Annotated in this window: 24 protein-coding genes; 16 read left to right on the forward strand and 8 right to left on the reverse strand. The window is 70.6% G+C overall.

The annotated features are described in order from the left end of the window. Window positions 1-122 precede the first annotated feature (122 nt). Genes ACSHWB_RS41425 through ACSHWB_RS41435 form a run of 3 tightly spaced genes read left to right on the forward strand, consistent with a single transcriptional unit; the run spans window position 123 to window position 2,210 of the window. Complete coding sequence (locus tag ACSHWB_RS41425; protein ID WP_439658787.1) at window positions 123-563, forward strand: molybdopterin-binding protein; 441 nt, start codon at window positions 123-125, stop codon at window positions 561-563. 4 nt (window positions 564-567) lie between these two features. After that, window positions 568-1,524 (forward strand): threonine ammonia-lyase, encoded by a 957-nt coding sequence (locus ACSHWB_RS41430; RefSeq protein ID WP_439658788.1) that lies wholly within the window; start codon window positions 568-570, stop codon window positions 1,522-1,524. Continuing rightward, window positions 1,524-2,210, forward strand: a complete 687-nt coding sequence (locus tag ACSHWB_RS41435; protein WP_439658789.1) for an ankyrin repeat domain-containing protein — start codon at window positions 1,524-1,526, stop codon at window positions 2,208-2,210. The genes ACSHWB_RS41430 and ACSHWB_RS41435 overlap by 1 nt, the downstream gene beginning before the upstream one ends. Window positions 2,211-2,255: 45 nt before the next feature. Here ACSHWB_RS41435 and ACSHWB_RS41440 read toward each other — a convergent pair whose 3' ends face one another. Further along, entirely contained in the window at window positions 2,256-2,852 is a 597-nt protein-coding gene (locus ACSHWB_RS41440; protein WP_439658790.1) for a transglycosylase family protein, read from the reverse strand. 391 nt (window positions 2,853-3,243) lie between these two features. Between ACSHWB_RS41440 and ACSHWB_RS41445 the strand changes: the two genes are divergently transcribed. Then, the gene (locus ACSHWB_RS41445; RefSeq protein WP_439658791.1) at window positions 3,244-4,689 is read left to right on the forward strand and encodes a catalase; all 1,446 of its coding nucleotides are present in this window, start codon (window positions 3,244-3,246) and stop codon (window positions 4,687-4,689) included. A gap of 44 nt (window positions 4,690-4,733) precedes the next feature. On the opposite strand, the gene ACSHWB_RS41450 is transcribed toward ACSHWB_RS41445, so the two are convergent. Then, a complete protein-coding gene (locus tag ACSHWB_RS41450; RefSeq protein ID WP_439658792.1) occupies window positions 4,734-5,873 on the reverse strand; it encodes a carboxylate-amine ligase in 1,140 nt (379 codons plus the stop codon). A gap of 136 nt (window positions 5,874-6,009) precedes the next feature. On the opposite strand from ACSHWB_RS41450, the gene rox reads away from it, so the two are divergent. Continuing rightward, on the forward strand, window positions 6,010-7,434 hold the full coding sequence (rox, locus tag ACSHWB_RS41455) for a rifampin monooxygenase (protein WP_439658793.1): 1,425 nt from the start codon (window positions 6,010-6,012) through the stop codon (window positions 7,432-7,434). Here the strand turns inward: rox and ACSHWB_RS41460 are convergent, their stop codons facing one another. Together ACSHWB_RS41460 and ACSHWB_RS41465 are read right to left on the reverse strand one after the other, a co-directional pair. Further along, window positions 7,435-7,890, reverse strand: a complete 456-nt coding sequence (locus ACSHWB_RS41460) for a hypothetical protein (protein WP_439658794.1) — start codon at window positions 7,888-7,890, stop codon at window positions 7,435-7,437. It lies immediately after the preceding gene. A gap of 30 nt (window positions 7,891-7,920) precedes the next feature. Further along, entirely contained in the window at window positions 7,921-8,916 is a 996-nt protein-coding gene (locus ACSHWB_RS41465) for a hypothetical protein (protein ID WP_439658795.1), read from the reverse strand. Window positions 8,917-8,982: 66 nt separating this feature from the next. Here ACSHWB_RS41465 and ACSHWB_RS41470 point away from each other — a divergent pair, with 66 nt between their 5' ends. The 3 genes from ACSHWB_RS41470 to ACSHWB_RS41480 are packed head-to-tail and all read left to right on the forward strand — an operon-like array spanning window position 8,983 to window position 11,977. Beyond that, entirely contained in the window at window positions 8,983-9,453 is a 471-nt protein-coding gene (locus ACSHWB_RS41470) for a (2Fe-2S)-binding protein (protein ID WP_439658796.1), read from the forward strand. After that, on the forward strand, window positions 9,450-11,477 hold the full coding sequence (locus ACSHWB_RS41475) for a molybdopterin cofactor-binding domain-containing protein (RefSeq protein WP_439658797.1): 2,028 nt from the start codon (window positions 9,450-9,452) through the stop codon (window positions 11,475-11,477). The genes ACSHWB_RS41470 and ACSHWB_RS41475 overlap by 4 nt, the downstream gene beginning before the upstream one ends. A gap of 26 nt (window positions 11,478-11,503) precedes the next feature. Then, entirely contained in the window at window positions 11,504-11,977 is a 474-nt protein-coding gene (locus ACSHWB_RS41480) for a MarR family winged helix-turn-helix transcriptional regulator (protein WP_439658798.1), read from the forward strand. A gap of 196 nt (window positions 11,978-12,173) precedes the next feature. Here ACSHWB_RS41480 and ACSHWB_RS41485 read toward each other — a convergent pair whose 3' ends face one another. Continuing rightward, window positions 12,174-13,208: a LacI family DNA-binding transcriptional regulator gene (locus ACSHWB_RS41485; RefSeq protein WP_439658799.1), complete on the reverse strand. Its 1,035-nt coding sequence runs from the start codon at window positions 13,206-13,208 to the stop codon at window positions 12,174-12,176. A 203-nt stretch (window positions 13,209-13,411) separates the two neighbouring features. On the opposite strand from ACSHWB_RS41485, the gene ACSHWB_RS41490 reads away from it, so the two are divergent. From ACSHWB_RS41490 to ACSHWB_RS41505, 4 genes are read left to right on the forward strand one after another with little or no spacing between them, the layout of a single operon-like run. Next, window positions 13,412-14,668 carry an ABC transporter substrate-binding protein gene (locus ACSHWB_RS41490; RefSeq protein ID WP_439658800.1) on the forward strand — a complete coding sequence of 419 codons (1,257 nt, stop codon included), beginning with the start codon at window positions 13,412-13,414 and terminating at the stop codon, window positions 14,666-14,668. An 18-nt stretch (window positions 14,669-14,686) separates the two neighbouring features. Next, window positions 14,687-15,598, forward strand: a complete 912-nt coding sequence (locus ACSHWB_RS41495; protein WP_439658801.1) for a carbohydrate ABC transporter permease — start codon at window positions 14,687-14,689, stop codon at window positions 15,596-15,598. A 4-nt stretch (window positions 15,599-15,602) separates the two neighbouring features. Continuing rightward, window positions 15,603-16,490, forward strand: coding sequence for a carbohydrate ABC transporter permease (locus ACSHWB_RS41500; protein WP_439658802.1), 888 nt, complete (start codon window positions 15,603-15,605; stop codon window positions 16,488-16,490). Window positions 16,491-16,508: 18 nt separating this feature from the next. Continuing rightward, a complete protein-coding gene (locus ACSHWB_RS41505) occupies window positions 16,509-17,858 on the forward strand; it encodes a GH1 family beta-glucosidase (RefSeq protein WP_439658803.1) in 1,350 nt (449 codons plus the stop codon). On the opposite strand, the gene ACSHWB_RS41510 is transcribed toward ACSHWB_RS41505, so the two are convergent. The 3 genes from ACSHWB_RS41510 to ACSHWB_RS41520 all read right to left on the reverse strand — a co-directional run bounded on the left by ACSHWB_RS41510 (window position 17,830) and on the right by ACSHWB_RS41520 (window position 21,832). Next, complete coding sequence (locus ACSHWB_RS41510; protein ID WP_439664762.1) at window positions 17,830-19,203, reverse strand: alpha/beta hydrolase; 1,374 nt, start codon at window positions 19,201-19,203, stop codon at window positions 17,830-17,832. The two genes, ACSHWB_RS41505 and ACSHWB_RS41510, sit on opposite strands and share 29 nt — an antisense overlap. A gap of 62 nt (window positions 19,204-19,265) precedes the next feature. Then, window positions 19,266-20,729: a phytoene desaturase family protein gene (gene crtI, locus ACSHWB_RS41515; RefSeq protein ID WP_439658804.1), complete on the reverse strand. Its 1,464-nt coding sequence runs from the start codon at window positions 20,727-20,729 to the stop codon at window positions 19,266-19,268. A 26-nt stretch (window positions 20,730-20,755) separates the two neighbouring features. Further along, complete coding sequence (locus ACSHWB_RS41520) at window positions 20,756-21,832, reverse strand: polyprenyl synthetase family protein (RefSeq protein ID WP_439658805.1); 1,077 nt, start codon at window positions 21,830-21,832, stop codon at window positions 20,756-20,758. A 144-nt stretch (window positions 21,833-21,976) separates the two neighbouring features. On the opposite strand from ACSHWB_RS41520, the gene ACSHWB_RS41525 reads away from it, so the two are divergent. From ACSHWB_RS41525 to ACSHWB_RS41540, 4 genes are all read left to right on the forward strand, one after another. Further along, window positions 21,977-22,903, forward strand: a complete 927-nt coding sequence (locus ACSHWB_RS41525) for a phytoene/squalene synthase family protein (RefSeq protein ID WP_439658806.1) — start codon at window positions 21,977-21,979, stop codon at window positions 22,901-22,903. Window positions 22,904-22,913: 10 nt separating this feature from the next. After that, the gene (locus ACSHWB_RS41530; protein ID WP_439664763.1) at window positions 22,914-23,876 is read left to right on the forward strand and encodes a DUF5914 domain-containing protein; all 963 of its coding nucleotides are present in this window, start codon (window positions 22,914-22,916) and stop codon (window positions 23,874-23,876) included. Between the two features lie 77 nt (window positions 23,877-23,953). Continuing rightward, on the forward strand, window positions 23,954-24,241 hold the full coding sequence (locus ACSHWB_RS41535; protein ID WP_439658807.1) for a WhiB family transcriptional regulator: 288 nt from the start codon (window positions 23,954-23,956) through the stop codon (window positions 24,239-24,241). Then, the gene (locus ACSHWB_RS41540) at window positions 24,238-25,104 is read left to right on the forward strand and encodes a MerR family transcriptional regulator (protein WP_439658808.1); all 867 of its coding nucleotides are present in this window, start codon (window positions 24,238-24,240) and stop codon (window positions 25,102-25,104) included. Before ACSHWB_RS41535 ends, ACSHWB_RS41540 begins: the two co-directional genes overlap by 4 nt. Window positions 25,105-25,114 lie beyond the last annotated feature (10 nt).

The following is a 25,114-nucleotide window of genomic DNA, read 5'->3' on the forward strand; positions in this document are numbered from 1 at the left end:
TCACATCTTAGATGCCGCTTTCACGGATGCAATGCACCTCGTTAGGATGCTTTTGCGGACAGTGACCGAGACGTACCGTGAAGCACGTGACGTCATCGTTTGCAGGCATACCAACGCCGCGCATGCCGCTGTCCGAGGACCAGGTCCTGGTCACCGGGGACATCAACGATGAGTGGGTCTTCCGCACGTCCCACCTCGACGCCCACGCCCGCGAGCCGGTCAACGTCGAGTACCGGACGACCCGCGTCCGCGAGGTCCACCAGGTGCAGGGCGTGCCGCTGCACGACGTGCTCGCGAGGGTCGCGCTGCGCACCTCGGGCGGCAGCAAGATGGACAGGCTCAGCTTCGTCGTCGTGGCCTGCGGTGCCGACGGGTTCCGCGTGCTGCTGTCGTGGGCGGAGGTCGATCCTGAGTTCGGTGCCTGCTCGGCCCTGCTCGCCACCCGCTACAACGGCAGGCGGCTCACCCGCCCGACGCTCGTCACACCGCGGGACGGGAGGTCCAGCCGCTACGTGCGCGACGTCGCCCGGCTGGAGATCGCGCGGGTCAGCGCCCTAGGGTGACGCCATGGCGGAGCTGCTGACCCTCGACGACGTCCGTGCCGCGGCCGAGGTGCTCGACGGACGGGTCCTGCGCACGCCGACACTCCCCTCGCCGGGGCTGTCCGCCCTGCTGGGCGTTCCGACGACGGTCAAGCTGGAACTGTTGCAGCGCAGCGGTTCGTTCAAGACGCGCGGCGCGTTCGCGAAGATCCTCTCGCTCACGGACGAGGCCTGGGCGGCGGGTGTGGTCGGGGTCAGCGGCGGCAACCACGGCATCGCGCTGGCCGCCGCCGCGAGCGAACTCGGCGTGGCCGCGACCGTCGTGATGCCGGCGACCGCGCCCGCCCGCTCGGTCGAGCTCGCCCGCGCCTCCGGTGCGGACGTGCGGCTCACCGAGGGCCTGGCGGCGGCGTTCGCGCTGCTCAACGACCTGGTGGAGGCCGGTGCGACGCTCGTGCACCCGTACGACGACCCGATCGTGGTCGCCGCGCAGGGCACCGTCGGGCTGGAGTTCGCGACCGACGCGCCGGACGTCACCGACGTGCTGGTCAGCATCGGCGGCGGCGGGTTCATCTCGGGCGTCGCGACGGCGTTCCGCGCGCTGGTGCCGGGCGTGCGGGTGTGGGGCGTCGAGGTCGAGGGTGCCGACGCCATGCACCGCGCACTGGCCGCAGGTGGTCCGGTGGAGATCACGCCGACGTCGATCGTGTCGACGCTCTCGGCGCCGCACGTGTCGCAGCTGACCTACGACCACACCGTCGCGCTGGTCGAGGACGTCCTCGTGGTGTCCGACGCCGACGCCGTGCGGGGGTCGATCACGCTGGCCGAGACGCAGAAGGTGTGGGCCGAACCCGCCGCCGGGTGTCTCGTGGCGGCGGCGCGCACGGTGCTCGACCGGGTCGGGCCCGAGGCGCGCCTGGGCCTCGTGGTGTGCGGCGGGAACGTGACGTTCGCGGACGTCGTGCGGTGGAGCAAGGCCTGATGCGACCCGACGACCCGCTGACACTCGCCGCGACCGCTGTCCGCAGCGGCGACCTGGCCACCCTGCGCCGGCTGCTGGCCGACGACGCCGGACTGGCCACCGCGCGGATCGTCGACGACCACGGAAACTCGCGAACCCTGCTGCACGTGCTGACGGACTGGCCCGCCGGGTGCCCGCACGGCGCACAGACCGTGGCGGCACTGGTCTCGGCAGGCGCCGACGTCAACGCACGGTTCGAGGGTTCGCACACCGAGACTCCGCTGCATTGGGCCGCCAGCGCCGATGACGTCGAGGTGCTCGACGCACTGCTCGACGCCGGTGCGGACATCGACGCCGACGGAGCGGTGATCGGCGGCGGCACTCCCCTGGCCGACGCGCGGGCGTTCGCGCAGTGGCGTGCGGCCCGTCGGCTCGTGGAGCGCGGTGCGACGGTCACGCTGATCGATGCCGCGACGCTCGGCCTGCGCGATCAACTCGAGCGGCTTCTCGTTGGTGCCACACAGGAAGACGTCACCATGGCGTTCTGGAGCGCGTGCCACGGCGGGCAACGGGAGTGCGCCGAGCGCCTGCTGGCGTTGGGCGCGGACCTGGACTGGCTGCCGCCCTGGGAACGGGTCACCGCGCTCGAAGCCGCGCGGCGCAACGGTTTCGAGGACGTCGCGGCCTGGCTGCGAGGCTTGGGCTGACCAGGGCAGGGCGCGGGACCTGGGTCGCAGGTCCCGCGCCGAGCGTCACTTCGTGGCGATCTTGTCCCCTGGCCTGATGAGGTCCGGGTTGGTCAGGTACGGGCCGTTCTTGGCCACCAGCGCCTGCCAGCCCCCTTCGACGCGGAACTCCTGGGCGATGCTGCTGAGCGTGTCGCCGGTCTTGATCGTGTAGTCACCATCGGGGTTGCTCGCGGACGGCGGTGCCACCGCGACCACGCGCGACACGGCCTTGCTCGCCGACGAACCCCTGACCGGGGCCGAACCCTGGCGGACCGGCAGCTTCCCACCGGCGGACGCACGTCGTCCGCACGCCCCCCAAGCTCCCAGACCCTGGGTGCGCAGAACGCTTTCCGCGACGCGGATCTGCTCCGCGCGGGAGGCCTGGTCCGCGCGGCCCGCGCCGCCATTGGCCTGCCAGGTCGACTGGCTGAACTGCAGCCCGCCGTAGTAGCCGTTGCCGGTGTTCGTCGACCAGTTGCTGCCGCTCTCGCACTGCGCGATCCGGTCCCAGTCGACCGGTGCGGAGGCCGAGGCCGCCGTGCCCCACGTGGTGACGAGAGCCGTCGCGGAGACGGCGATGAGCACGGCGCGACTGGTGATGGTGCCACGGAGATGACGCATGTCCCTTTTCGCACCTCGTCCCGCTCTCGCTGTCTCGCAGCGCCTGTCCGGCGAGGGCTTCGTCCGTTACGTGGGACAGGGCACGCCGCTGGACAGGTGAGCGGACGGCGAGCCCTGGTGGTGCAACGGCCTCTCGACCGCCGAGGGGGACCGTATGAACGTCGCGCCGGATCCGCACGCCCGGACGCGGACAAGATCACCCGATAGGTGACGATCATGAGTTCGAGGTTTCGGTTTCGGCGCGCGGTTTCGCGCCGTGGTGGGCACGGTGGTGGTGCCCGCGATCGGAAGAAGGTGTGTTTGCCCGCCCGTCCCGAGGTCGAACCCGTCGAGGAGCGGCTCGTCAGAAGGGCGCCGCAAGCCGCACGCACCGCGCACCTGAGAGGACCCGATGGCTGACCATCCCACCACCAACGATGCAGGCATCCCGGTCGAGAGCGACGAGCACTCGCTCACGATCGGCCCCGCCGGCCCCATCGTGCTACAGGACCACTACCTGATCGAGCAGATGGCGCAGTTCAACCGCGAGCGCATCCCCGAACGCCAGCCGCACGCCAAGGGCAGCGGGGCGTTCGGCAGGTTCGAGGTGACCGCCGACGTCTCCCGTTTCACGCGGGCGGCGGTGTTCCAGCCGGGCGTCACCACCGACGTGCTGGCGCGGTTCTCGACCGTGGCCGGCGAGCGCGGCAGCCCGGACACCTGGCGCGACCCGCGCGGGTTCGCGGTGAAGTTCTACACGTCCGAAGGCGTGTACGACATGGTCGGCAACAACACGCCGGTCTTCTTCATCAAGGACCCGATGAAGTTCCAGCACTTCATCCGTTCGCAGAAGCGCCGCGCGGACAACAACCTGCGCGACCACGACATGCAGTGGGACTTCTGGACGTTGTCGCCCGAGTCCGCGCACCAGGTCACGTGGCTGATGGGCGACCGGGGAATTCCCCGCACGTGGCGGCACATGAACGGCTACAGCTCGCACACCTACATGTGGGTCAACGCGGCCGGTGAGCGGTTCTGGGTGAAGTACCACTTCAAGACCGATCAGGGCGTGGAGTTCCTCCCCCAGGAAGACGCGGACCAGCTCGCCTCCTCCGACGGCGACTACCACACGCGCGACCTGTTCGACTCGATCTCGCGCGGCGATCACCCGAGCTGGACGCTGTTCGTCCAGGTCATGCCGTTCGACGACGCCGCGGGGTACCGGTTCAACCCGTTCGACCTGACCAAGGTCTGGCCGCACGCGGACTACCCGCTGACCGAGGTCGGCAAGCTGACCCTGGACCGCAACCCCACCGACCACCACACCGAGATCGAGCAGGCCGCGTTCGAGCCGAACAACCTGGTGCCCGGCATCGGTGCCAGCCCGGACCGCATGTTGCTGGGCAGGCTGTTCGCCTACGCCGACGCGCACCGTCACCGCATCGGCGCGAACTACAAGCAGATTCCCGTCAACGCCTCGAAGTCGCCCGTGCACAGCTACAGCAAGGACGGGGCGATGCGCGTCACCAACGTCTCCGATCCCGTGTACGCGCCGAACTCCAAGGGCGGGCCACAGGCCGATGCGCAGAGCTACGGCCCGACGGCGGGATGGGCCGCGGAGGGCGACATGGTGCGCAGCGCCTACGTCGCGCACGCCGAGGACGACGACTGGGGCCAGGCCCGCACGATGGTCCGGGAGGTCCTGGACGACGACGCCCGGACACGGCTCGTCGACAACATCGTGGGACACCTGCTGAAGGGCGTGTCCGAGCCGGTCCTGGTCCGTGCCTTCGAGTACTGGCACAACGTGGACGAGGAGATCGGCAAGCGGGTCGAGGAAGGCGTGCGCAAGGCCTGAACCGGACGCCGGTGCCCCCACGTCGCCGTGGGGGCACCCCGGGCTCAGCTGGCCGCGTTGCGCTGGGGCTCGGCGCTGTCCGCGTTGTCGATGGCGAGCAGGCTCAGCAGTGCCGCCACCTTGCCGTCGCGGAACGCACGACGCTGACGGTCCGCTCCGGTTCCCTCGGTGTCCAGAAGTCGCAGACCTCGATGCACGGCAGGAAGATCGCCGTTGGCCTCGAAGACCGGGGTCAACCGGCTCACCAGGGCGTACAACTGCTGCCGCACCGGCAACCGTTCGCCGGACAGCACGTCCAGGGTGCTGCCGTGCAGGCCTTCGTTGGCCACACCCCAGCAGGCCTGGCGCAACGACTCCTGCGAGACCTCCTGCGGCGGCACACCACGTTCGACGTCCACGACGGCCTGCGCGACGAGCGCCCGGACCAGTGCGGCGAGCAACGCGGCGTCGTCGACGGTCGCCGCGACGTCCGAGATCCGCACCTCCACGGTCGGCAGGTCGGTGGCGGGCCGGACGTCCCAGTAGATCATCGCCCGGTCGAGCGCCGTGCCCGCCGTGATCATGGTGTCGCAGACCTCCTCGTAGTGCTGCCACGAGGTGAACACCGGTGGCGGACCCGACACGGGCCAGCGCGACCACACCGTCGAACGCCAGCTCGCGAAGCCGGTGTCCTCACCGCGCGAGAACGGCGAGTTCGCCGTGACCAGGGCCAGCACGGGTAACCACGGCCGGACGTGGTTGCACACCTGGACCGCGGTCTCCCGGTCCGCCACGGCGACGTGGACGTGACAGCCGCAGATCAGCTGCTGCTCGGCCAACGCACCGAACTCGCGCGCGATCCGCCGGTACCGAAGGCTGTCCGTCACCTCCCCCGTCGGATCGCCCAACGGCGGTGCCCCGACGGCGATCGCCTGGCAGCCAACGGTTTTCGCGGCCCGTGCCACGAAACGGCGGGCCTCGGCCAGCTCGTACCGTGCTTGCTCCACATCGCGGCAGACCGTTGTGTTGATCTCCACTTGCGCGCCGGTGAGCTCGTGCTCCAGTTCGAGCCCGAACTCACGAGCGGCGGCAACGACCTCGTCCGCCTTGTTGACCGGGACGCCGGTGTCCGGGTCAACGAGGAGGAACTCTTCCTCCACACCGACCGTCGGGCTCCACACGTCCTCTGACGACGGTCTGTCCACGTCTCACCGTCCTGCTCATAGGGAATCGCCGAATACCCTTTCGGGGCAACAGGAAACCCGAATGTCGGTTGCGGACCGCGGATGACCACCCCACACTGGGCCGCCGATGTCAGGACCTGCGAAAACTGGGTTGTCAATGTTCGATGTCGTCATCGCCGGATGTGGACCGACCGGCGCGATGCTGGCCGCCGAGCTCCGCCTGCACGACGTGCGGGTGCTCGTGCTGGAGAAGGAGTCAGAGCCGGCCTCGTTCGTGCGCATAGTCAGTCTGCACATCCGCAGCCTGGAGATCCTGGCGATGCGCGGGCTGCTGGACCGCTTCCTGGAACGCGGAAGGCAACGCCCGGTCGGCGGTTCCTTCGCCGGCATCCCCAAACCCACGCCCGAAGGCCTGGACTCCGGCTTCACGTCGTTGCTCGGCATCCCGCAGCCGGTCGCTGAAAGCCTCCTCGAAGAGCACGCGACGGCACTGGGTGCGCAGGTCCGGCGCGGGTGCGCGATCGTAGGTCTGGAGCAGGACGAGGAAGCGGTGACGGTCGAACTGGCCGGCGGCGAACGGCTGCGGGCGCGCTACCTAGTAGGTTGCGACGGCGCACGCAGCACTGTGCGGAAACTCCTCGGTGTCGGCTTCCCCGGCGAACCCTCGCGCAACGACACCTTGATGGGCGAGCTGGAAGCCACTGCGTCCCAGGAGGAAATCGCCGCCAAGGTCGCCGAGATCCGCGAGACCCACCAGTCGTTCACGCTGCAGCCGTTCGGCGGCGAGGTCTACCGCGTCGTGATCCCGGCCGCTCAGGTCAGCGAAGACCGTGCCGAGCCGACCATCGAGGACTTCCGGGAACAGTTGCGTGCCATCGCCGGCACCGATTTCGGCGTGCACTCCCCGCGCTGGCTCTCCCGTTTCGGCGACGCCACCCGGCAGGCCGAGCGTTATCGGGCCGGACGGGTGCTGCTCGCGGGCGACGCGGCGCACATCCACCCGCCGGCCGGTGGCCAGGGCCTGAACCTGGGCGTCCAGGACGCGGTCAACCTCGGCTGGAAGCTCGCCGCCCAGATCCGCGGCTGGGCACCGGAGACGTTGCTGGACACCTACGAGACCGAACGCCATCCGGTCGCCGCCGACGTCCTGGACAACACCCGCGCCCAGGTGGCGCTGGCGTCCGGCGAACCGGGCGCGCGAGCCGTGCGCAGGCTGCTCACCGAGCTGATGGACATCAACGAGGTGAACCGGCACCTGATCGAGAAGATCACCGCGATCGGTGTCCGCTACGACCTCGGCGACGGCCCCGACCTGCTCGGCCGCCGGCTGCGTGACCTCGACCTGAAGCAGGGCAGTCTCTACGAACGGTTGCACCAGGGTCGTGGCGTCGTGCTCGACCGCACCGAACGGCTGACCGCCGGCGGGTGGTCGGACCGGGTCGACGTCATCGCGGATCCGACCGCACCGCTGGACGTCCCCGCCCTGCTGCTGCGGCCCGACGGGCACGTCGCCTGGATCGGCGAGGACCAGCAGGACCTGAACGCCCACCTCAGCCGCTGGTTCGGCGAGCCCGCGCGCTGATCAGTCCCGGCGCCCGGGGCAACGTGCGTCGTCAGCCGATGCGGAACGACTGCGCCGCCGCACGTCCACAGCCGCACGCCCGCGTTGCCGGCGAGCGGCACCCCGGACACGTCGAGCACCAACGCCGCGTTCGTGCGGTTGTTGCCCCTGCTGTTCCCACCGCAGGTCGCCTGGAACTGCTGCGCGGTGGTGCCGTTGCTGGATCACGGTCCCGCTGCTCGACCCCGTGGCCTTCGCGTCCACGCACTTGCCGTTCGCCTTGTGGACGACCGGGTACCAGGCGAGGTCGATGCCGTCGAGGATCAGCTTGTTCTGCTTGGCAGCGGACTGCTGCGGGAACCAGATGTCGGCCTCCCGCTGGAAGCCGCGGTGCGCCTGGTCCGCCGCCTCGCTGAAGGAGGCGAGGACCTTGAACGGCGCGACGGCCTCGGCCCGTGGCGCTGGGGCCGCGGCCACGACCAGCGCGGTCCAGACCTCTGCGTGCCGTTACCGCGACCGGGACAGCGACCGCGACAGCCGCACGCCGGCCCAGATCAGCAGCGCCAGCACGGCCACCAGCAGGTACTCGATCAACGGGATCCGCACGACCTCGTCGATCTTGCCCAGGCCGCGCCAGGAGTAGACCGCGAGGGCGGCGACCACGAAGGTGCCGCCGATCCACCACCTTGTCCTCACACTGAGCCCGACACCGTGCATCTGGGTGAGCACGAAGATCGCCACGAACCCGAAGAAGAACATCGGCCACATGCCGTTCGGGCCGGAGTTCATCACGGCGACGAGCGTGCCGTGCACAGCCACGAGCAGTTCGAGGGTCAGCGTCCACCAGCGGTTCGTGTGGGATGTCGTGAACATCAGACTGCTCTGCACGAGCAGCAGGAACATGTAGAAGAACCCGATGAGGTGCCCGCTCGAGGACTCCATCGGGTGGTACCAGAACGTGTAGATCGCGGCCCAGCTGAACAGGTAGCCGTGGTAGCGGCGCGCGAACCCGACGACCTGCGCGGAGATCGGCGCGGACCAGGTGAGCACGAGGCCGCGGCGGCGGTTCTCCATCAGCAGGACGACCACCAGCAGCAGCACGACGGAGCCCTGCGAGCTGAAGATCGAGACGTCCTGGGCGAGGCCGTCGTAGAACACCTGCGTCTGCAGGGCGTGCAGGCCGATGAACGCGCCGTTCGCGGCGAGCGCGAGCACGTTGATGCGGTGCAGGCCGGTGGTGTAGCGCCTGATCCGGGTCTGGGCGTAGTAGATCAGGCCCCACGACACGAGTTGGTGCGCCGCGTAGCCCACCCAGGCGGACGCCCTGCTCCAGAAGGTGGGGTCCGGCAGCTTCCAGTAGTACCAGGACGCGCCCTGGTCGGGCAGCAACACCACCCCGTGCAGCCGCTGACCCAGCAGCCACACCAGGCCGGTGAGCACCGCGCTCGCCACCACACCCCACACCAGGACACCGCGACCGGTCCGTCGCACATCGTTCAGCACGCTGAGCATTATGCACGGTCTGTCGTGATACGTTCAGCGCACTGAGCAACTAGGGGAGGCAGCGCGGTGGCCCGCTATCTGTTGCGCGTCAACGGTGAACGGCACGAGGTCGACGTCGAGGGTGACACTCCCCTGCTGTGGGTGTTGCGCGACGAACTGGGACTGACAGGGGTCAAGTACGGGTGCGGGGTCGGCCTGTGCGGCGCCTGCACGTCCCATGTGGACGGTCAGGCGGCGCGGCCGTGCGTGCGCACGGCGGCTGACAGCGCGAAGACGCGGATCACGACCATCGAGGGGTTGTCCCGTGACGGGGACCACCCGGTGCAACGGGCGTGGCGCGAGCTCGACGTGGCGCAGTGCGGCTACTGCCAGCCAGGCCAGGTGATGGCCGCGGCGGCGCTGCTCGCCCGTGACCCCGACCCGGACGACGCGGCGATCGAGGAGGCCCTGCGCGACAACGTGTGCCGCTGCGGCAGCTATCCCCGCATCCGCGCGGCCGTGCGGCGGGCGAGCCGGATCATGCGGGAGGAACGATGATCAGCAGGCGGACGTTGTTGCGCGGCGCGGGAGTCGGCGCGCTGGTCATCGCGGTGCCGGTGCCCGCGCTGGCCGCGGAGGGCCTGGTGCCGAACGTCTTCGTGCGGCTGGACGACGCCGGCCGGATCACCGCGACCGTGCCCCGTCCGGACACCGGTCAGGGCGTGCGGACCGTGGTCGCGCTGATGGTCGCCGAGGAACTGGCGGTCGAGGCCGGGGACGTCACGCTGGAGCAGGCGCACGGCGACACCGAGCGCTTCGGCTCGCAGGGCGTGGCGAACTCGACCTCGGTGCGGCAGCTCTCCGTCCCGATCCGCACGGCCGCCGCGACCGCGCGCTGCCTGCTCGTCACGGCCGCCGCGCAACGCTGGGGTGTGCCGGTCAGCGAGTGCACGGCGAAGGACGGCGCGGTGTGCCACCCGCGCCGAGGCCGCCTGCCTTACCGGGCACTCGTGCGCGGCGCGGCCGCCCTCGATCCCGCCACCGTGCCGGTCGCGCTCACGCCGCCGGAGAAGTGGCGGCTGCTCGGCAAGACCCGCGGCGGACGGGTCGACGCCCGCGACGTCGTCACCGGCCGCACCCGGTACGGCATCGACTCGCGGCCGGCCGGCAGCCTGGTCGCGGTGGTGGCCAGGCCGCCGTGGATCGGCGCGGTGCCCGCCACGGTCGACGACACCGCGACCCGTGCCCTGCCGGGAGTGGTCGACGTGCTGACCCTCACCGCCCCGGCCGACGGTCAGGGCGGCGTCGCGGTCATCGCCAGGTCGACCCACCAGGCGTTGCGGGGCCGGGACGCCCTGCGGATCACCTGGAGCGGCGGCACACCCGGCGCGGACAGCCGCGCCTGGCTCGCCGACCTGCACGCGGCGTTGCCCGCGCAGAGCCCGGTCAACGGCCTGCAGCGCGTCTTCGAGATGCCGCTGCTCGCTCACGCGCCGATGGAACCGATGAACGCCACCGCGCACGTGCGTCCAGATGGCGTGACCATCTGGGCTCCGACGCAGGACCCCGGCAGCTTGCGCACGCAGCTGGCCCGCCAGCTCGGTGTGCCCGCGACGTCCGTGCGGGTGGAGGCGACGGCGTCCGGCGGCGCGTTCGGGCGACGGATCGAGCCCGACCCGGTCCTGGAGGCGGTGGCCTGCTCACGGCGTGCGGGCGCTCCGGTCCAGGTGCTGTGGACCCGTGTCGACGACATGCGCAACGACTCCTACCGGCCGATGTCCGTGCACCGGCTGTCCGCGGAGATCGGCGCCGACGGCATGCCTGTCCGCAGGGCGCACGAGGTCGCCACCTGGCCGCTGACCGTCCTGCCCATCTTCGGCAACCCCGCCCTGATCAAGGCGAGCGGCGACCACTTCCCCTACACCGTGCCCGGCGACGTCTCGGTCGTCGTCCGGCCGGCTCCGCTGCGCACCGGGTTCTGGCGGTCCGTCTACGCGGGCCAGTTCGTCTACGCGGAGGAGAACTTCCTCAGCGAGATCGGCAGGCGTTCCGGCCTCGACCAGGTGGCGCTGCGCCGGACGCTGCTGCCCGCGGGCTCGCGGCTGCACAAGGTGCTCGACACCGTCGCCGACCGCGCCCGCTGGAACCGTCCGGCGGAGCCCGGCACGTCCCGTGGCGTGGCCTGCCTGGAGGAGTACGGCTCCGCGATCGCGGTGATCGCCGTGGCTGAGCCGTCGTCACGCCGGGTGCTGCGCGTGCACGCGGCCGTGGATGTCGGCGTGGCGCTGCACCCGTCCGGCGTCCGCGCCCAGGTCGAGGGCTGCGTGATCGACGCCCTGTCCACTGTGCTCGGTGCTCAGATCACCGTCAGGGAGGGACACGTCGCGGAGTCCACGTTCGGCGACTACCGCTGGGCGCGGATCGGCCAGACCCCCGACATCGACGTCACGATCGTGCAGTCGGACGCCCCGCTGGGCGGCCTGGGCGAGCTCGCCTACCCACCCGCGGCCGCGGCCATAGCGGCGGCCGTAGCGGGCGACACGCCCGTGACCGGCATGCCGTTCGGTGCCGACGTGGGGTGATCGGGTGGGTCTGGGATGATGGGGCCGTGGCCGAGGGAGACGAGCTGGCGGTGGCCGACCGCCCGGACCAGGTGGGCGCGGACGTCGCCTCCTGGCCCACAGGCAGGCTCCTGTCGGTCGCGGCCCGCGTCGTCGAGAAGCGCTTCGAGGACTTCCTGGCGACCCGCGGCCTCACCCACGCCGGCATGATCACCCTGCACCACCTGGCCGACGGCCCGCGCTCCCAGCGCGAACTGGCCCTCCTGTGCCGCGTCACCGACCAGACGATGAGCCGCACCATCGAGCACCTGGACCGCGGTGGCCACGTGGCGCGCAGCCAGGACACCAAGGACCGCAGGCGCACGTCGGTGAAGATCACCGCGGCGGGCCGCCGCGCCCTCGCCGCCGCCCGCCGCGAGGAACGCGAGTCCGACACGCTGCTCGGCGCCGTGGACGACTACGAGCACTTCCGGCAGCAGCTGATCGCGCTCATCGCGGCCGCGACCTCCACAAAGGACTAGCGGCGAGTTCGGGCTCGGTGGTTGTGCGGCGGCACCACACCGCGGCACCGCCGCACAACACTGCCACTCGCGGCAGAGCGCGCGGACGTGGGAGCAGCACCCCGACGCACCGACTGACCGCGAGTTCCCACGAAGACGTCCAGGCTCACGCCTGAAACGCGCCCGCAGGAGCCCTCTCCTAGAGCGATCCCCCGCCCTACCTCGCCCCGCAGGAGCCCCTGACCACGAGCTGGGTCGGCAACACCAGGGGTTCCTCGCGCTCCACCCCGGTGATCATCGCCATGATCGCTTTCGCCGCCGCCACCCCGAACCCTGGCTTGTCCTGGGCCACCGTCGTCAACGCCGGATCGACCACCGAGGCGATCTCGATGTCGTCGAACCCGACCAGCGCCAGATCCTCGGGCACCCGCAGCCCGGCGGCACGAGCGGCGAGCAGCGCACCGACCGCCATCTCGTCGCTGGCCGCGAACACCGCGGTGGGCGGCTCGTCGAGCGCCAGAAGCCGTTGTGCGGCAGCGGTTCCACTAGCCCGGTAGAAGTCACCGGTGCCCAGGTACTCCGCACGCGGTTCGATGCCCGCCTCCCGCAACCCCTTGCGGTAGCCGGAAACACGCGCCTCGGACGGCTGGTTGCCCGGCGGACCGGTGATCGTGGCGATCCGCGAGTGGCCGAGCGAGACGAGGTGGCGGACCGCCGACAGCGCGCCACCCTCGTTGTCCGACGTCACGTAGGTGGCCCTGGGTCCGTCGACCGCGACGTCCAGCGCCACACAGGGAACCCCTGACTGCGCGAACGCCTCGAACGCGCCGGCGTCCGAGCCGCTGTCGATCAGGACCAGGCCGCCGAGGTGGTGGCGGCGGGTCATGTTCACGTAGCCGACCGGGTCCGCGAGCGACGCGCCGACCTCGCGGGCGTCGCCGCTCGTAGCGAGCATCAGCAGGTGGTAGCCGTGCGCGCTGAGCGCGGACTTCAGTCCTATCAACAGGTCCTGCAGGTACGGGTGGCGCCAGCCGGGCCTGCGGTGGTCGGTGTCCCAGACCAGTCCGATCATCGTCGACTGCTTGGTCGACAACGCCCGCGCGGACTCGTTCGGCCGGTAGTCCAGCTCCTTCGCGACTCGCAGCACCCGAGTGCGCGTCTCCTCGTTGACCGTTTCCGGCTGGTTGAAGACGCGCGACACCGTCGCCACGGACACGCCGCAGAGCTGGGCGATCTCTCGCCCGGTCGCCATCGGACCTCCCGATTTACCGTAAGCGGTTACATAGACCCTACGAGCAGCACTTCTGCTAGTCAAACAGGTGCAGAAGTTGATCTGTTTATCATCTCGTTACTTGACGGGCGTCGCGTAACACCGCTGTCATAGGCGCCTCACACCTTCTCGCACCACCACCACTTCTGCTTCAGCGCGCCCAGAAAACCAACGGAGGCCTGGAAATGCGCCCCAAAGCACTCGCACTCGGCTGCGCCGTGCTCGCGACCGCCGTCGTGCTCAGCGGTTGCGGCAGCGACGCCGCGTCCGGCGGCAAGACCAAGCTGACCATCGGGTTGTTCGGCAACTTCGGGTACGCCGAGCTGCTCAAGGAGTACGCCGCCGCGCATCCGGACGTCGAGATCTCGGACCGCACCGCCTCGTACTCCGACCACCACAAGAACCTCGCCGCCCACCTCGCCACCAGCAGCGGCACGGCGGACATCGAGGCGGTGGACACCGGCTACGTCAACCAGTTCAAGGCCACCCCGGACAAGTTCGTCGACCTCAACACCAAGGGCGGCGACCAGCTCAAGGACCGCTGGCTGCCCTGGAAGTGGGAGGCCTCGCTCAGCAAGGACGGCAAGCAGATCGGCTACGGCACCGACATCGGCGGCCTGGCCATCTGCTACCGCCGCGACCTGCTGCAGAACGCCGGGCTGCCCGCCGACCGCGACCAGGTCGCCGCGCTGTGGCCGACCTGGCAGGACTTCATGGCCGCCGGCAAGAAGTTCCAGGAGAAGGCGCCCGAGGGCGTGAAGTGGTTCGACGGCGGCCCGACCGTCCTCAACGCGATCGTCGGCCAGGCCTCGACCGGCTACTACGACAAGTCCGACAAAATCGTCGTGGGCGACAACAAGGAGATCAAGGCCGGCTGGGACCTCGTCGTCGACGGCGTGCAGTCCGGGCTCTCCTCGAAGCTGCTGTACTCCACGCCGGTCTGGAACACCGGGTTCAAGCAGGGCCAGTTCGCGACCGTGACGTGCCCCGCCTGGCAGATGGCCAAGATCAAGGACCAGGCCGGGCCCGAGGCGGCCGGCAAGTGGGACGTCACCTCCGTGCCCGGCGGTGGCGGCAACTGGGGCGGCTCGTACCTGACGGTGCCCAAGTCCGGCAAGAACGTCGACAAGGCCGTGGAGCTGGCGGCGTGGCTGACCGCGCCAGAGCAGCAGGCCAAGGTCTTCAAGAGCGCCGGGCTGCTGCCGTCGATCCCGAAGCTGTACGAGGACCCGTCGATCGTCGACTACAAGAACCCGTACTTCAACGACGCGCCGATCGGCAAGCTGTTCACCGACGCGGCCAAGAAGCTGAACCCGCAGTACCAGGGCCCGAAGGCCGGCGACATCCAGACCGCCATCGGCAACGCGATGCAGCGCGTCGAGCAGGGCAAGCAGAACGGCGAGGAGTCGTGGCGCCAGTTCGTCGGCGACGTCCAGAAGTGACGCGCTGACATGGTTCTGATGGAAAAAGCGGTCAGAAGGCACCGCTGGGACACGAAGTTCGCGCCGTACGGGTACGTGGCGCCGTACTTCCTGATCTTCGGTGTCTTCGGGCTGTTCCCCCTGCTCTACACCGTCTGGGTCTCGCTGCAGCACCGCAACCTGCTCGACGCCGAGGCCGCGCGCCTGGTCTGGCTCGACAACTACGCGACGCTGATGGCGGACCCGTACTTCTGGAACGCCATGGGCAACACGCTCAGCCTGTGGCTGCTGACGACGATCCCGCAGATCCTGTTCGCGCTCTTCATCGCCCAGCTGCTCAACCGCAAGGTCCGCACCCGCACGCTGTTCCGGATGGGCGTGATCCTGCCGAACATCACCTCGGTGGCGGCGGTGACGATCATCTTCGCGCAGCTGTTCGGCCGGGACTTCGGCCTGGTCAACTGGGTGCTGGGGCTGTTCGGCGCGGGAAGCGTCGACTGGCAGGCCGGCACGGCGACCTCGCACATCGCGATCGCGGTGATGGTCGTGTGGCGCTGGACCGGCTACCACGCGCTGATCTTCCTGGCGTCCATGCAGGCCATCCCGTCGACCCTGTACGAGGCGGCCACCCTGGACGGGGCGAACGGCAGTCAGCAGTTCTGGCGGATCACGGTCCCGCTGCTGCGGCCGCAGATCATCTTCTCCACGATCATCGCGACCACCGGCAACATGCGGCTGCTCGCCGAGCCGCTGCTGTTCAACCCCGGCGCCGCGGCGGCGACCGGTGGTTCGGACCGGCAGTTCCAGACCGCCGCGCTGTACCTGTACGAGCAGGGCTTCACGAACTACGACTTCGGCTACAGCTCGGCGATCGCGGTCGTGCTGGCGATCGCCACGGTCATCGTCGCCGGTCTCGGTTACCTGGTGACCAAACGGATCCGGACGGAGTGACCCCATGACCGCAGTGCTGGAACGCCCCGCGCCGGTGCGGCCCACCGGCCCGACCGCACGGGCGCGCAGACTGGCCCGCCGCGTGGCCGGGCCGTGGACGTACGCGGCCCTGATCGCCGTGCTGGCCGGTTCCGCGTTCCCGGTGTACTGGTCGTTCGTGGTGTCCTCGCAGACACCGGACGCGATCGACAGCGTGCCGCCCGTCCTGGTGCCGGGCGGCCACCTCTTCGAGAACATCGCGCGCGTCTTCGACACCACCGACTTCGCGCTGGCGCTGATGAACTCGATCATCGTCGCGGGCACGGTGACCGTCTCGGTGGTGCTGTTCTCCACGCTGGCCGGTTTCGCGTTCGCCAAGCTGAAGTTCCGCGGCCGCAACGTGTTGCTGCTGCTCATCATCGGCACGCAGGCGATCCCGACCGAGCTCGGCATCATCCCGCTCTACATGATGATGAGCGAGTTCGGCTGGGCAGGCGAGATCCACGCGGTGATCGTGCCGGGGCTCGTGACGGCGTTCGGCGTGTTCTTCATGCGGCAGTACTTCGAGCGGGCGATCCCCGACGAGCTGCTGGAGGCCGGCCGGATGGACGGGTGCCACTCGCTGCGGCTGTTCTGGCACGTGGCACTGCCCGCGGCCCGTCCGGCGGCGGCGGTGCTCGGGCTGTTCACGTTCATGCAGGCGTGGAACGACTTCTTCTGGCCGCTCGTGGTGCTGGTGCCGGAGAACCCGACCGTGCAGACCGCTCTGTCCACCCTGGCCAGCGGCTACACCACGGACTACACGCTCGTGCTGACCGCCGCGACCATCGGCACGGTGCCGGTGTTGCTCGTGTTCCTGTTGTTCGGCCGTCAGATCGTCGGCGGCATCATGTCGGGCGCCGTCAAGGGCTGATCTTCATTGGAGACTGTTGTGAGCTTTCCGGACGGTTTTCGCTGGGGCGTGGCGACCTCGGCCTTCCAGATCGAAGGGGCGGCACGGACCGACGGCCGCGGTCCGTCCATCTGGGACACCTTCGCACGGGTTCCCGGCGCCGTCGCGTCCGGTGACACCGGGGACGTGGCGGCGGACCACTACCACCGCTGGGCCGAGGACGTGCGCCTGCTCGTCGACCTGGGTGTCGACGCCTACCGGTTCTCGGTGTCGTGGTCGCGGGTCCTGCCGGAGGGCACGGGACGCATCGAGCAACGCGGCCTCGACTTCTACCGACGGCTAGTGGAGACGTTGCGGGACAACGGGATCGAGCCGTTCCTGACGCTCTACCACTGGGACCTGCCGCAGACGCTGGAGGACAGGGGCGGGTGGCGCGACCGCGACACCTCCTCCCGGTTCGCCGACTACGCCGCCCTCGTGCACGAGGAGCTCGGCGACGTCGTCACCAAGTGGACCACGCTGAACGAGCCCTACTGCTCGGCGGTCGTGGGCTACGGCGAAGGCCGGCATGCTCCCGGTGCACGCGAGGGCCACGGCTCCCTGGCGGCAGCACACCACCTGCTGCTCGGGCACGGCCTGGCCGTGCAGGCCATGCGCGCCAACGGTCACGACGGCGAGTTCGGCATCGTGCTGAACCAGTCGCCCACCGTGCCGGTCAGCGACTCCCCCGCCGACGTCGCCGCGGCCGGCCGTCAGGACTGCCTGCTGCGGCGGCAGTTCACCGACCCGTTGTTCGGCTCGGCGTACCCGGACGAGATGACGTCGATGTTCGGCGAGATCAGCGACTTCTCGTTCCGGCACGACGGCGACCTGGCGATCATCGGCCAGCCGCTCGACTACGTCGGCCTCAACTACTACTACCGGCTGCACGTCGCCGACGCGCCGCACCGCGAGCCCGACCCTGCCAAGCGCACGGCTCACGACATCGGCGTCGACACGACCCAGATCCCGGACGTGCCACGCACCGGCATGGGCTGGCCCGTCGAACCCGACGGCATGACGTTCGCCCTGAACGACCTCAAGGCCCGTCATCCCGACCTGCCGCCCGTGTACGTCACGGAGAACGGCTGCGTCTACCCGGACTCGGAGGGGTTCGAGGACACCGAACGCATCTCCTACCTGCGCGACCACATCGCGGCCGCGCAGGCGTCGGGCGTGGACCTGCGCGGGTACTTCTGCTGGTCGCTGCTCGACAACTTCGAGTGGGCGCACGGCTACAAGCACCGGTTCGGCCTGGTGCACGTCGATTACCAGACGCTGCAACGCACTCCGCGTGCCAGCTACCGCTGGTACCGCGATTTCATCGCGAAGGCGCGGCAGGACAACTGATCGCGGGGATCTTCAGTTCGAGCAGGTAGTCGTCCACCCCGCCGCGCGTGCAGGCGCTGCGGGGATAGGCGATGTGGCCCCATCCCTCGTAGTTCAGCAACGCGGTGTTGCGCGGCGCCTGCCGGTGGACGCTGACCGCCCACGCGTGCGGGGTCGTCGGGTCGTACTTGGCGTTCAGCACCAGGATCTTCGGCGCGTCACCGAGGTCCAGGCGGTGGGGCGGGTTGGCGGGCTGCCCGGGAACCCCGATGCACGCGGTGGCCTCGTCGTGGCCGAGGAAGCTGCCGCGCATGATCGGCGAACGGCGCAGCTCGTCCGCCCGCATCCGCTGGTACTCCTGGAAGGTGCGGATGCGCAGGGAGAAGTCCTGGCAGACCGCGGCCAGCCGGACCGACTCGTAGTTGGGTTCGAAGGCCTGGGCCCGCAGCGACCGCCCCACGATCAGGTCGGCGGCCCAGAGCCAGTCCGGTCCGCGCAGCGCGAAGTACATGTCGTCGAGCAGGCCCTGCCGCCCCTGCGGTTCGCCGTCGGCGCGGACGAGTGCCGCCTCCCAGGCCGCGTAGACGTCCTGTCCGTGCAGCACGCAGTCCGTCGTGCGATCGCACCAGCTCGCGAACTCCCTGAACGCGTCGTCTCCGGCGGCCGCCCGGTCTCCGACGAATCGCCGGACGTCCGCGCTGTGGTCCACCACGCTGTCGAGGACCATCGCCCGGACCTTGCCGCCGAACCTCTCGGCGTACGCCTGGCCGTACACGGTGCCGTACGAGAGCCCGAAGTAGCTGATCTTCCGCTCCCCCAGCGCCCGCCGGGCCGCGTCCATGTCCTGCGCGACGGTGGCGCCGTCGGCGTGGTCGAGGATCGGCCCGCTGCGCTCGCGGCACTTCCGGAGCACGGTCCTGTTGTGCTCGAGCAGCGCGGCGAACCCGGCCTCGTCCTCCGGGTAGATCGACGGCTGCCCGTCCATCAGGTCGGCGCACCGCAACGCCAGGCTGTTCCCGGTGCCCCGCGAGTCGACGCCGACGATGTCGAACCGGGCCCGGACCTCCGGGCTGAACAGGCCGGAGAGCGCGAACTCCGCCGCGGAACCCCCTGGTCCGCCGGGGTCGACCATCAGCACGCCCAGCCGGCGTGCCGGGTCGGTGGCACGGTGACGCCCCAGCGCGAGGTCGATGCGCTCACCGCGGGGCTTCTTCCAGTCCAGCGGCACGCTGAGCGTTCCGCATTCGCCGTCCGGGTTGTCCGGGCAGGGCGCCCACGCGATCGACGACGCCGGCTCGGCGTGCGCCGCACCTCCGGAGACCACCAGAACCACCGCGGCGACGGATGCCGCCAGTGCCCGCCTCATCGTGCGCACGAAGCCCCCTCGAGCTTGCTCTGAGGCGGATCACCCTATGAGAGAAAGCGCTCTCACGGTTGCTCCGGACGCCGGAGCCGTTCGGCGGCCAGCCGTCCGGAGATCAGCACCGGCGGGATGCCGACACCGGGCGTGGTGCCGCTGCCGGCCAGCACGACGTTGCCGTTGCGGAACGGCAGGTTGCGCGGCCGGAACGGGCCGGTCTGGCCGAACGTGTGCGCGGCGGAGAACGGCGTGCCGGCGGCCTGGCCGTCGCGCGCCCAGTCGTCCGGTGTCACCACGGCGAGCGGTTCGGCGTCCACGAGCAGCTTGCGCGCCTCCATCTCGTCGATGAGCTCCTCGGCGTACCGCTGCGCCAGCGCGTCCCAGCGCAACGGGGCGGCGTCGAGGTTCGGGCACGGCGCCAGGAGGTACTGCAGGTGCCTGCCCACCGGTGCGAGCGCGGGATCGGTCAGGGTGGGCGTGGTCAGCAGCAGCGACGGATCGCTCATCACCTTCCCCTGCCGGATGATCTCGTCGAACGTGCCGTCCCACTTGTCGCCGAAGGAGATCGTGTGGTGGGCGAGGTCGTCCGCCACCCGGCCGGCGCTGAGGTGCACGACCACCGCGGACGGCGACCAGCGCAACGGCCGGACCCGGCGCGGTTCGCCCCGCAGCAGCCGGGTGCTCTGAGCCGGTCCGGTGGCGAGAACGACGGCGTCGCACGGAAAACGGGTGCCGGCCGCGCGCACGGCGGTCACCCGGTGCCCGCTCCGTTCGAGCTCCTCGGCCTCCACGCCGTAGTGGAACCGCACGCCCGCTTCGGAGGCGGCGTCCGCCAAAGCCTGCGGCACCGCGCGCATGCCGCCGCGCGGGAACCACACGCCCGCAATGGTGTCCATGTAGGCGATGACGGCGTAGGCGGCGAGAGCGTCTTTCGGTGCGACACCGGCGTAGAGCGCCTGGAAGGTGAAGACGCGCCGGAGCCGGTCGTCTTGCAGGAACCGCCCCACCGCCTTCGCCAGCGACCCGAACCCGCCGAGCCGGGCGAGCGAGACCAGGTCGGGACCCGCGAGATCGAGCGGGGAGTCGAAGCTCGCGCCGATGAACCTGTCCCGCTCCACCTCGTAGAGCCTCGTCAGCCACGCGCGCAGGTCGAGGTACCCCTGCGCCTCCCGGTCTCCCGCGAAGTCGCGCACGGCCTGTTCCATGCTGTCGGCGTCGGTGTGCACGTCCAGCGCCGTGCCGTCGGCGAACGACGCGCGGTAGGCGGGCCGCAACGGCAGCAGCTCCAGGTGGTCCTCACGCCTCTGCCCCACCGCGGCGAACGCGTCGTCCAGCAGTTCCGGCATCGTGAGCACGGTCGGGCCGGTGTCGATCCGGTGACCGCCGATGTCGAGCCGACCGGCGAGCCCACCCGGATGCGGCCGTCCTTCGAGAACCGTCACCTCGTGTCCCGCGCCGCGCAGGTGCAGCGCCGCCGACAACCCCGACAGTCCCGCGCCGACCACGACCACACGGTCCGTGCGGCCTTTCACCACGTGTACCACTGCGTTCCCCTCGCTCAGGTCGTTCGTGCCACGGCGCGACCGGCGAGGCGCACCAGCTCGTGCCGGGCCTCGCCGTCGATGTCCGCACGGTCCAGCGCCGCGATCCCCGACCCGGCCAGTCTCTCGATGTGCTCCTCCACCGCGGCGACGGCGCCGAGCTCCACGAGCAACGCGCACACGTCGGCGACGGTCCGCTCGCTGACGTTCCCGCTCTCCAGGCAGCGCCGCAGCAGCCGCTGGGCCGCAGGTCTGCCCTGCGCTCGGGACAGGGCGACGGACATCAACGGCGTCCGCTTGCCCTCCCTCAGGTCCTCGCCCACCGGCTTCCCGGTGACCGACGGGTCGCCGAACACCCCGATCAGGTCGTCCCGCAGCTGGAAGGCGACGCCGATGTCGTGGCCGTACGCGCGCAGGCAGTCGACGACGTCGTCGTCAGCCCCGGCGAGGGCGGCGCCGAGGTGCAGCGGCCGTTCCACCGTGTACGCGGCGGTCTTCAAAGCCGCCACCCGGACGGCGTGCTCCAGCGACTCCTCGCGCCGTGCGACGGCCAGCAGGTCGAGGTGCTGCCCCGTGATCATCTCGGTCCGCATCGCCTGCCAGGGGCCCCAGGCGCGGCTCAGCGCGTCGGCGGGCAGACCGGCGGTCACCAGCGCGTCGTCCGCCCACGCCAGCGCCAGGTCGCCGACCAGGATCGCGGCCGAGTCGCCGTACCGGCGGGCACTCGCTGCCCACCGTTCACGCCGGTGCAGCGCGGCGAAGGACTCGTGCGCCGACGGCCTGCCCCGCCTGGTCACCGAGCGGTCCATCACGTCGTCGTGCACCAGCGCGCAGCACTGCAGCAGCTCCAGCGCCACCATGGCGCGCACCACGGCGTCCACCGGCGGCTCACCACCTGCCGCGCGCCATCCCCACCAGGCGAACGTGGGCCTGATCCGCTTGCCGCCGGCCAGGACCATTCCCCGCAGCTCGGCGGTGAGCTCGGGGGCGAGGTCCTGTCGTGCGTGCAGGAACTCGTGCAGTGCTTCGTCGAGCAGGGCGCGGAAGTCGTCCACCCGCGACGTGCGAGCGTCCACGCTGGTCAACAGCGACATCAGGCGTTCCTCGGAAGTCGGCGGGAGTTCGGTGCTCCGAGCTAAGCAGCGTGGTGGGAGATCTGCATGATGAGCGCGGTCGTTGTGCGGAAGGCAATTCGCGGACTTAGCGTGGAGGAACCTCCTCCGCGAAAGGACCCGCTGATGTCGGCTGAGCGCGAACTGGATGCCGCGGGCGTCACCGCCCCGGCGTTGCGCGACGCGTACCGGCGCTGCCGTGAGCTCAACGCACAGCACGGCCGCACCTATTACCTGGCAACGAGGATGCTCAGCGCGGAGCAACGTCCCGCCGTCCACGCGTTGTACGGCTTCGCCCGGTGGGTGGACGACGTGGTCGACGACGTCCACAGTGGAGTCGACGAGAAGGCCGCCGCGCTCGGTGCGATCGACGGCCGCCTTCAGACGGCGTTGCGGGACGGGGCCACGGACGACCCGGTGCTGGCGGCGCTGATCGACACCGTGCACCGCTACGACATCCCCGTCCAGCACTTCCAGGACTTCATGGCGTCGATGCGGATGGACCTCACCGTCACCGACTACGCCACCTACTCCGACCTCGAACGGTACGTGCACGGGTCCGCCGCCGTGATCGGCCTGCAGGTGCTGCCGGTGCTCGGCACCAGCACCTCCCGGGAGGAGGCCGAACCGGCCGCGGCGGCGCTCGGGGTGGCCTTCCAGCTCACCAACTTCATCCGCGACGTCGGTGAGGACCTCGACCGCGGCCGGGTGTACCTGCCCGCCGACGAGCTCGCGGCGTTCGGCGTCGACCGGGAACGTCTGCTGCACGCGCGTGCGGCAGGCAGAGCCGACCAGCAGGTGCGCGCCGCGTTGCGGGACCAGGTGCGGAGAGCGCGCCAGGTCTACGAGCGGGCCTGGCCGGGCATCGGCATGCTCGCGCCCCGGTCACGGCCCTGTGTGCTCACCGCCTACCGGCTGTACGGCCGGATCCTCGACCTCGTCGAGGGCGCGGACTGCGACGTGCTGTCGCGCCGCGTCGTCGTGTCGAACGGCAGGCGGCTCGCGGTCGCCCTGCCCGCGCTGGCGAGGGCGGTGTTCGCCCGTGCGGCCTGAGAGGAAGTCGATGCGCGACCGGATCCCGTTGCGGATCTACTCGAGCCCTCCGTGGCGGGAGCAACGGCCGACGTGGCAGGACGCCAAGCCGGCGCTGATCGAGGCCGCGCTCAAACGCGCCACCGCGCGCCCGTCCGGCAACTGGTTCGTCGCGGGTGCCAGCAGTGACGTCGTGAAGGGCAAGCCGTGCGGCCGCACCATCGCGGGGCGGGAGGTCGTGCTCTGGCGCGGGCCGCACGGCGTGCTCATGGCGGGCTCCGGCTCGTGTCCGCACCTCGGTGCGCCGCTGTGCGACGGCGCCGTGGCCGAGGGCAAGCTGATCTGCCGCTGGCACGGCCTCGCGCTCGACGGCACGCGGTTCGGCGCCTGGACGCCGTTCCCCGCGCACGACGACGGGGTGCTGGTGTGGGTCCGGCTGGACGAGGTGGGCGGCGAGGAACCGCTGGACGCTCCTGTCCTGCCCGAACGGCCGCCGGCGGGGTCGATCGACGCGGTGGCCACGCTCATCGGCCGGTGCGACCCCGAGGACGTCGTCGCCAACCGGCTCGACCCCTGGCACGGCGCGTGGTTCCACCCCTACTCGTTCGCGAACCTGCACGTCCTCGAGACGCCCACGGAGGCGGAGGACCGGTTCCTGGTCGAGGTCACCTTCCGGGTCGCCGGACGGGTCGGCGTGCCGGTCATCGCCGCCTTCACCTGCCCGGAGCCGCGAACGGTCGTGATGCACATCGTCGAGGGCGAAGGCGAGGGCAGCGTCGTCGAGACGCACGCGACACCCATCCGTGCAGGCAGGACCGCCGTGGTGGAGGCGACCATCGCGCACTCGGACCGGCGCGGCTTCGCACTGGCCAGGCCCGCGGCGGGCGTGTTGCGGCCGGTCATGCGGTGGGCCGCCGAACGACTGTGGCGCGACGACCTCGACTACGCCGAACGCCGGTACGCGCTGCGGCAGACGGGCCGGTTCCCCGATTGAGTGCGTCGAGTTGCGTCGTTTCTGAGTCGATTTTACGATGGTCTCCCATCGAGGGTCGACTCCAGAGGACGTGCGCCATGCCCGAACTGTCCCGCCTGCCCCAACCGGTCGCGGAGTCGTGGGACTGGCAGCTCGCCGGTCTGTGCCGCGGTATGGACAGCACCTACTTCTTCCACACTCCCAACGAGCGGGGCTCGGCACGCGAAAAACGCGAGGCTGCGGCGAAGGCCGTCTGCCAGCGCTGCCCGGTCATGGAAAAATGCCGTTCGCACGCGCTGGAGGTCCAGGAGACCTTCGGCATCTGGGGTGGACTCGGGGAAAGTGAGTTGAGGGCGATTCTCGCGAAACGTGCCCGTAGGACGTGACCTACACACCGCGCGCGGTGGCGGGGATGCTCGGCGTCGCCCCGACCACGCTCAGGACGTGGGACCAGCGCTACGGGCTGGGTCCCTCCATCCGCACCGACGGCGGCCACCGCCGTTACGAGGACGCGGACGTCGAAGTGCTGCGCAGGATGGTGGTGCTGACCGGTCAGGGTGTGGCGGCGTCGTCCGCCGCCGTGCTGGCGCGCCACGAACCGCAGGCCAGGCCCGACCTCGCCTTCTCCCCGCTGTCCTCAGAGGACGCGGTCTCGGCGCGGCGGAGTTTCCTGGCTGCGGCGAAACGTCTCGACGAACCGATGATGTCGGAACTCGCCGAGAAGCTCATCACCGACCACGGCGTCGTGTCCGCCTGGGAGGCCGTGTTCGTCCCCGTGCTCGTGGCGCTCGGTGAACTGGTCGCCGACACCGGGCAGGGAGTGGAGATCGAGCACCTCGCCAGCGGAAGCGTGCTGTTCGCCCTGCGCAGCATCCCTCGCGCGAGCAGTCCCGGTGTGCTGTCCGCGCTGCTGGCGTGCGCACCGGACGAACAGCACTGGCTGCCGCTGGAGGCGCTCGGCGCCGCACTGTCCGAACAGGGCCGCATGTGGCGCAACCTCGGAGCACGCGTGCCCGCCGAGGCGTTGTACGACGCGGTGACCCGCCTGCGCCCCACCGTCGCGCTGATCTGGGCGCACCAGCCCGAACTGGCGCTCCGGGTACCGCTGGAGGAACTCGGGGCGCGGCCGGGCACGGTGCTCGCGGTCGCGGGAGCCGGGTGGCACAGCCTGGCACTGCCGTCGTTCGTGCACCGGCCGGCCACGCTGACCGAGGCGATCAGGATCGTGCTGGACCACACCGGTTCCTAAGCACCTGACC

Origin of the sequence: Lentzea sp. HUAS TT2 (genome assembly GCF_051853195.1) — a bacterium.
Lineage (GTDB): Bacteria > Actinomycetota > Actinomycetes > Mycobacteriales > Pseudonocardiaceae > Lentzea.